Origin of the sequence: Sphingopyxis sp. L1A2A, assembly GCF_005502465.1 — a bacterium.
In the GTDB taxonomy this organism is placed as follows: domain Bacteria; phylum Pseudomonadota; class Alphaproteobacteria; order Sphingomonadales; family Sphingomonadaceae; genus Sphingopyxis.
In genome coordinates this window covers 1-6,785 of sequence record NZ_SCOT01000061.1, presented here as the reverse complement: position 1 = coordinate 6,785, position 6,785 = coordinate 1, and the positions used below count along the sequence as shown (strand labels likewise).

Here is a 6,785-nt window from a genome sequence, read left to right as displayed (position 1 = left end):
CGCCTATTGCACGCGGCGGGGACAGGGGCAAGGCGGTGGTGGGAGCTTCAAGGCGGAAACGAAGCCGGCGAATCCTCCCCATCGACTTGCGATGGGGAGGGTTTTGCGGTCGCAACCGATCGCTCTCCCCCAACAGAAAAAGGGGCGCGGCTCTGCGTCCGCACCCCTTTTCCGTGTATCCCGCCGACAGGCTGGGAAGCTCAAATCACCGTGAAGCAAGCCGCAGCGGGCCGACTTTCGACGCCCACTGGATGCTCTCGCTGCCGCCCATCGCGCGGATGAAACAGGTCTGACCCTGCGCCTTCAGCTCGCGGCACAGATTATTCGCATCGGCGCGGGTCGCCAAACCGTTGACCGTCAGGCGATAAAAGGTGCGGCCCTTGACCGCCGCGGCGTGGCTCGATGCCGGGAAATTGGCCAGCATGGCGCTGCGTTTTTTCAGCCCGCCCCATTTTTCCTTGGCGATGCCCAGGCTGTCATAGGCGCCCAATTGCACCGCCCAGCCGGTCGGCTTTTTGGCGTTGAACGCGATCGCTTTCGGGATCAGCACCGTCGCCAGTTCCAGCGCCTGCTGCTGCGCCGGACGGATACGCCCCTCACCCGCGACGCGCGGCGCGGCGCGATAGGGAGCCGCGTCGGCCATGATGACTTCGGCGGCGGGGGCCGGTTGCGGCAATTCGGTGACCGGCACGGCGCCATTGGCGTTCCGCTCGGGCATCGGCAGTTCGACGCTGCGAATGGCGCTGCTCGCATCAGCCAGCACCGGGGCGACCACCGGCGGCGGCGGCGCATAGGCGGCGACCGGCGCCGGATCGGCGCTGGCCAGTTCGACCGCGGGTGCGCCGACGGGTGCGGCGGCCGCCATCTGCGTGTCACCAAAATTGCTCAGCGCCAGGCGGACCGGCATACCGGCGTCCGCCCGCACACTGGTGCCGATCAGGCTGGCGACGCGCAGCGGCGAGTTCGGCGTTTCGGCCAATTTCGACCATTCGGCCATCCGCGCTTCCAGCTTGGCGGCCGACAAATCCTGCGACGCCAGGATGCGCGCCTGCGCCCAGCGGCCCGACAGGGCAAAGGCGAGCGCCAGATTCTGCCGCGTGCGCGCGCCGGCTTCGGGGGCGCGGGCCGCTTCGCTCAGCACATAAATCGCGCCTTCGCTATCGCCGGCCAGCGCCAGCGCCAGTCCGATGTCCGACGCGGGCACCGTATCGCGGTGTGCTTGCAGCAGCGCGATCGCCTCGGCGGTCTTGCCCTGCGCGATCTGCGCCAGCGTCAGCGCAATGATCGTATTGCTGTCGCTCGCGCCCAATTCCATCGCTTCGGTGAGCGCACTCGTGGCCGATGCAAAGCGCCCGTCGTTGAGGTACGCCTGCCCCAGCAGCGCGCGATAGCTCGCGTCGCGCGGGCTCGCGGCCACCGCGGTTTCGGCCAGACCGACCGCCTTGCTGACCTTGCCCGCCTCCAGCGCGGCGCGTGCCTGCGTCGCCGATTTGGCGGCGGCCGCGGGCTTGCCCGCGGCGCGCGACGGCGCCTCGGCCATCGCGCCCATCCCGCTGCATCCGGTGGCAACACTCAGGACAAAGCCCGAAACGGCCAAGTTTATCAGCATCTTGCGGTTCATGTCAGGTCCCCCTTGATTGCGGTCAGCGCGGCATCGTCTGGCGCGTCGGGCGTGCGGCCGGCAGGCGGCTCGCCATGGCGTCGATTTCGGGCAGCGAAGACAGATATTCGTCGAGCAGGTCGGTCAGGATCACCTGCGACGACCGGTTCGTCACCGCACTCGCCAGCCGCAACCGCAGATGGCGTTCGGCATCGAGGCGCAGCGTGAACGCCGCCTTTTCACGGGCACGCAGCGCGCGCGGCGCCTTTTCCTTCTTCGGTTTCGGCACCGGCCGGGCTTCGACCTTGCGCGCCACGGCGGCGACCCGGTCGATCAGCGATTCCTGCTGGCGGACGATTTCGGGGACTTCGTGCGCCTCTGCCTCAAACGCGTCAGCGCCATAATTTTCGGCACCATAGGCTTCGGCGCCATAATCGTCGGCAACGGCGTCCGTCAGTTCATGGCCGACGCTGTCGTCGACCGCATGTTCGGCCTCGACATTATGCGCGGGCACCGAACCGGTCAGCAACGGCTTCAGATCCAGCATACGCGCCGGCTCACCCGACTGATCGGGATCGACGTCATAGCCCATGTCGTTCCAGCCCAGGTCATCATAACCGACGGCGTTGGTGGGTGCGGGGCCGCTGCCCAGCGGCTGGCGGCGCATGGCGGGCCGTGCGCCGCCCTTGCGGGCCAGCAGTCCGGCGCTCAGCGATGCGAGAGGTTTGGGTTCGCCCATGGTTCCGATCCCTCCCGTCACTGGCCAGCGATGCGGCGGCCAAAGCCACCGCCCATCGGACGAACCGCACCATAATTGCCCTGCGTCGGGATCGGCGCGGCAAAAATCGTGCGGCGGAAATTCTTTTCGAGCCGGTCGCTCATGTAGGTCCACAGCTGGCGGATCTCTTCGGCCGACCGGCCGTTCGGATCGACTTCCATCACCGTGCGGCCGTCGATCATCGACGCGGCATAATCGGTGCGGTGGTGCAGGGTAATCGGGGCGACGGTGCCATGCTGCGACAAGGCAACCGCGGCCTCGCTGGTGATCTTGGCCTTGGGGGTCGCGCCGTTGACGACGAACACCAACGGCTTGCCGGCGCGTTCGCACAGGTCGACGGTGGCGCCGACGGCGCGCAGATCGTGCGGGCTGGGCCGGGTCGGGACAACGATCAGTTCGGCGACCGAAATCACGCTCTGGATCGCCATCGTGATCGCCGGCGGCGTATCGATGACCGCCAGCTTAAAGCCCTGCTGACGCAGGATTTCCAGGTCGGACGCGAGCCGCGCCACGGTGGTCTGGGCAAAGGCGGGAAGGTCGGTCTCGCGCTCGTTCCACCAATCGGCGAGCGAGCCTTGCGGATCGATGTCGATCAGGACGACGGGCCCCGCACCGGCAAGCTGCGCTTGCACCGCAAGATGCCCCGAAAGGGTCGTTTTTCCCGACCCGCCCTTTTGTGAAGCCAATGCCAAAACGCGCACAGCTGTCCCCCTGAAAAACCACGAATTGGCGGTGGAATGCCATGCGGGGCGCTAAAATTGAGTTAACGATGATAAAAAGAAGGTGAACGGCTCGCTCGCCATCATGGTTAACAAGGCCTCAAGAGACACTTGTCCCGAAATGGATCAAATATGCTAGAAGGCGGGGGTTGCTAACGCGGTGTTAGCCATTCCACGCTAAGAAACCCCCGGGGACTGCAGCAATGCCAGTCATTGGAGAATATGATGCGTCACTTCCGCACCGCCGTTTCGTTGGCGTTGCCGCTGCTCGCGGTAACGATGCTGACCGCGCCCGCCTATGCCGACGTCAAGGATGGCGTCGATGCGTGGCAGCGCGGCGACTATCAGGGCGCGGTCGCGCAGTGGCGCCCCGAGGCGCTGGCGGGCGATGCCGATGCCCAGTTCAACCTGGGTCAGGCCTATAAGCTCGGCCGCGGCGTTCCCGCCGACCTCGACCAGGCCGAAGCCTGGTATCGCCGCGCCGCCAAACAGGGGCATTTGCAGGCCGAGGATAATCTCGGCCTTGTCCTGTTCACCGCCAACCGCCGCGACGAGGCGATGCCGTTCATCCGCCGCTCGGCCGAACGCGGCGAACCGCGCGCCCAATATGTCCTTGGCACCGCGCTGTTCAACGGCGACCTCGCGCCGCAGGATCTGCCGCGCGCCTATGCGCTGACCAAACGCGCCAGCGACGCCGGGCTCGGCATCGCGTCGGCGCGTCTGGCGCAGCTCGACAGCCTGATCCCGCTCGACCAGCGCCAGCGCGGCCTCGCGATGCTGCCCGAAATCGAAAAGAACGAGGCGCGCGCGCGCCTGTCCGCGGTAACCGCCGCGGCGGCGCCCGCGGCAAAACCCGCCCCCGCCTCGCCGATCCGGACCGCCAGCCTGCCCGCCTCGGTCCCCGGGGCGAACTATTCGCCGCCGCCGGTGATCCCTGCCATACCGCCGCGCGGGCGGCCGGTGGAACTGCCGCCGCTGCCCAGCGTCACTACCATGCCGACGCCCGCCGCGCAGGCTGCCGCACTCGCCGCCGCCGAAGCCACCGCGGCTGCCGACGCGGCCAAAGCAAAGCCGGGTACGACCTATGCCCCGCCGCCCGCAAGTGGCGCGCTGCCGCCCGCTCCGGCCAAAGCCAAACCGCCCGCCAACAACGCGCCTATCGCAGTCCGCGAAACCCCGACCCCGGCGCGTGCCACCGGCGGTACCAGCCCCTGGCGCGCCCAGCTCGGCGCCTTCGGGGTCGAGGCCAATGCGCGCAACCTCTGGGCGTCGCTCGGCAAAAAATATCCTGCCGTCGCCGCACGCCGGCCGACCTACGTCAAGACCGGCAAGGTCACCCGCCTCCAGACCGGCGGCTTTGCCAACAAGGGCGAAGCCAACAACTTCTGCGCCGCGCTCAGCAAGAGCGGGCAGGCCTGTCTGGTCGTCGATAAATAACGCCACATCCTCCCCGTGACGAAGTCATGGGGAGGGGGACCGCTTGCGAAGCAAGGGGTGGAGGGGCAGCGACGGTAGCGCCAAAGCCCCTCCGTCAGTCCTGCGGAATGCCACCTCCCCATCGCTACGCGACAGGGAGGATCAACAACCGGCTACTTCGCAACCTCCGCCTTCTCGGCCGTCAACCGCTTCGCCAGCGCCCGACGCGACCGATCAGCATAGGCCCGGCACGCCCCCGGCCTCGCATTATACCGCCCCTCGCCCGCATTGTCGGGATGCGCCGATATCAGGATGTCGCAGCGCAGCGCCTCCATCGTGCGGTAACTTTGCGCAAAACCCGCCACAAACGGCGCCCCTGCGGCGCTGCTGAACCGGTAACCATCCGCCGACACCGGGTTCAGGCTCGATGCAAAGACGATCGCCTTGCACGTCTTGCCCTCGCACGCCTGCCAGCTCCAGCTCATACTGCCGATCGTATGCCCCGGGGTTGCGTGCGCGGTGATCGCCCCCTTACCCAGCCGCAGCACCTCGCCGTCCGCCATCACCCGCATCGGCGTGGTCACCGCGGGCCAGCTGCCGCCATAGGCCAGCTGCGGATCGTCGGCGGCGTGGCGCCCCGACCGCAGCCCTTCGGCACCGCGCGCGCTGGCGACCACCGTCGCGCCGGTATCGCGCGCCAGCGCCGCCAGCCCGCCGGCATGGTCGAAATGCGGCTCGGTGCTCAGAATAAATTTGATGTCTTTGGGGTCGAACCCCAATTTGCGGACATTCGCCAGGATCGCGGGCGCCGCCTGCGGCAGCGCGCCATCGACCAGCACCAGCCCGGCGCCGGTATCGATCAGCGCCACGCTCAACCCGCCAAAACCGACCAGATAGCTATGCCCGTAAATCTTCTCGGGCGCGGCGGGCGCCAGCCACTCGGCCGATCGCGACGTCGTGATCGGCTGGGTCAGCGGATCGACCGCGGGGACCGGCGCCCCGCTGGCGGCGGCAAGCCAGGTGAACAGGCTGATGGCTTCAAACATTGTCGTCTCCTTCGCAGTCAAAATGCCCAGCGGCGGCGCGTCCGGCAAAGCATCATTTCTCGACAAAGCCATGAGAGTTTCTCATATCTCTCGTCATCCCGGACTTGATCCGGGATCGATTGGCGCCGCGCCCGTGCGTTTGGACCCCGGATCAAGTCCGGGGTGACGAGGCGCAGGAAATAGCGACGAATTTCTGGAGATGACCGGTGGACCGCGCCCAACTGCCCTTGAACGCCCTGCGCGCCTTCGACGCCGCCGCCCGCCACCTCAACTTCACCCGCGCCGCGATCGAGCTGTGCGTCAGCCAGGGCGCGGTCAGCCATCAGGTTGCCCAGCTCGAACGCCGCCTCGGCACCCGCCTGTTCCACCGCCTGCCGCGCGGCCTCGCACTCACTGACGAGGGGCATGCGCTGGTCCCCGTCGTCGCCGACGCCTTCGACCGCGTCGCCGCCACGCTCGATCAATATAGCGGCGGCCGCTTTCGCGAGGCGCTGAAGGTCGGGGTCGTCGGCACCTTCGCCACCGGCTGGCTGCTCCCGCGCCTCGACGCCTTTGCCCGCGCCCATCCGGGCATTGACCTGCGCATCTCGACCAACAACAACCGCGTCGATCTGGCGGGCGAGGCGCTCGACTATGCGATCCGCTTTGGCGATGGCGCCTGGCACGGCACCCACGCCGAACCGCTCCTCGCCGCCCCGATGGCGCCGCTCTGCACCCCGGCCATCGCCGCAAAGCTCAAAACCCCGGCCGACCTGATCCCCGAACGCCTGCTGCGCTCGTACCGCGCCGACGAATGGGCGCTGTGGTTCGCCGCCGCCGGGGTCGCCGCCCCCGTTCTCCGCGGCCCGGTCTTCGACAGCAGCGCCTTGATGGCGAGCGCCGCCGCGGCAGGCTTCGGCGTCGCGCTCGCCCCGCCCGCGATGTTCCCCCGCGAGCTCGCGTCGGAACAGCTCGTCCAGCCCTTCGATGTCACCATCGACGCCGGCCGCTACTGGCTCACCCGCCCGATGTCGCGTCCCGAAAGCGACGCGATGGCGCGCTTTCGCGGCTGGCTCGTCGGCGAAATTGCAGGAGAGCTAGGCGCCTCGCGATCACGCGATTGAAGGTCTGCAGTGGGTTGGATTTAAGACGTTCCCCTCCCTTTCAGGGAGGGGTTAGGGGTGGGTGCGAGCGCTAGCGAGCCGAGGCAGAGCGCCGCCTTCGGCGGCCACCCACCCCCGACCCCT

6 protein-coding genes are annotated in these 6,785 nt (G+C 68.0%); 2 read left to right on the top strand and 4 right to left on the bottom strand.

The window, feature by feature from the left end:
* Positions 1–205: 205 nt before the first annotated feature.
* The 3 genes from FFS68_RS17595 to FFS68_RS17585 are packed head-to-tail and all read right to left on the bottom strand — an operon-like array spanning position 206 to position 3,079.
* Entirely contained in the window at positions 206–1,621 is a 1,416-nt protein-coding gene (locus FFS68_RS17595; protein WP_137754499.1) for an SPOR domain-containing protein, read from the bottom strand.
* 22 nt (positions 1,622–1,643) lie between these two features.
* Positions 1,644–2,339, bottom strand: coding sequence for a hypothetical protein (locus FFS68_RS17590; protein WP_137754498.1), 696 nt, complete (start codon positions 2,337–2,339; stop codon positions 1,644–1,646).
* Between the two features lie 17 nt (positions 2,340–2,356).
* On the bottom strand, positions 2,357–3,079 hold the full coding sequence (locus FFS68_RS17585) for a ParA family protein (RefSeq protein WP_088443538.1): 723 nt from the start codon (positions 3,077–3,079) through the stop codon (positions 2,357–2,359).
* Between the two features lie 243 nt (positions 3,080–3,322).
* On the opposite strand from FFS68_RS17585, the gene FFS68_RS17580 reads away from it, so the two are divergent.
* Entirely contained in the window at positions 3,323–4,534 is a 1,212-nt protein-coding gene (locus FFS68_RS17580; protein WP_137754497.1) for an SPOR domain-containing protein, read from the top strand.
* 152 nt (positions 4,535–4,686) lie between these two features.
* Here the strand turns inward: FFS68_RS17580 and bla are convergent, their stop codons facing one another.
* Entirely contained in the window at positions 4,687–5,559 is an 873-nt protein-coding gene (gene bla, locus FFS68_RS17575) for a subclass B3 metallo-beta-lactamase (RefSeq protein WP_137754496.1), read from the bottom strand.
* Between the two features lie 206 nt (positions 5,560–5,765).
* Here bla and FFS68_RS17570 point away from each other — a divergent pair, with 206 nt between their 5' ends.
* A complete protein-coding gene (locus tag FFS68_RS17570; protein ID WP_137754495.1) occupies positions 5,766–6,662 on the top strand; it encodes a LysR family transcriptional regulator in 897 nt (298 codons plus the stop codon).
* Positions 6,663–6,785 lie beyond the last annotated feature (123 nt).

Bases quoted from the DNA above. Each gene is read 5' to 3' on its own strand.
- FFS68_RS17595 (WP_137754499.1), bottom strand. From the start codon at position 1,621: ATGAACCGCAAGATGCTGATAAACTTGGCCGTTTCGGGCTTTGTCCTG.
- FFS68_RS17590 (WP_137754498.1), bottom strand. From the start codon at position 2,339: ATGGGCGAACCCAAACCTCTCGCATCGCTGAGCGCCGGACTGCTGGCC.
- FFS68_RS17580 (WP_137754497.1), top strand. From the start codon at position 3,323: ATGCGTCACTTCCGCACCGCCGTTTCGTTGGCGTTGCCGCTGCTCGCG.
- bla (WP_137754496.1), bottom strand. From the start codon at position 5,559: ATGTTTGAAGCCATCAGCCTGTTCACCTGGCTTGCCGCCGCCAGCGGG.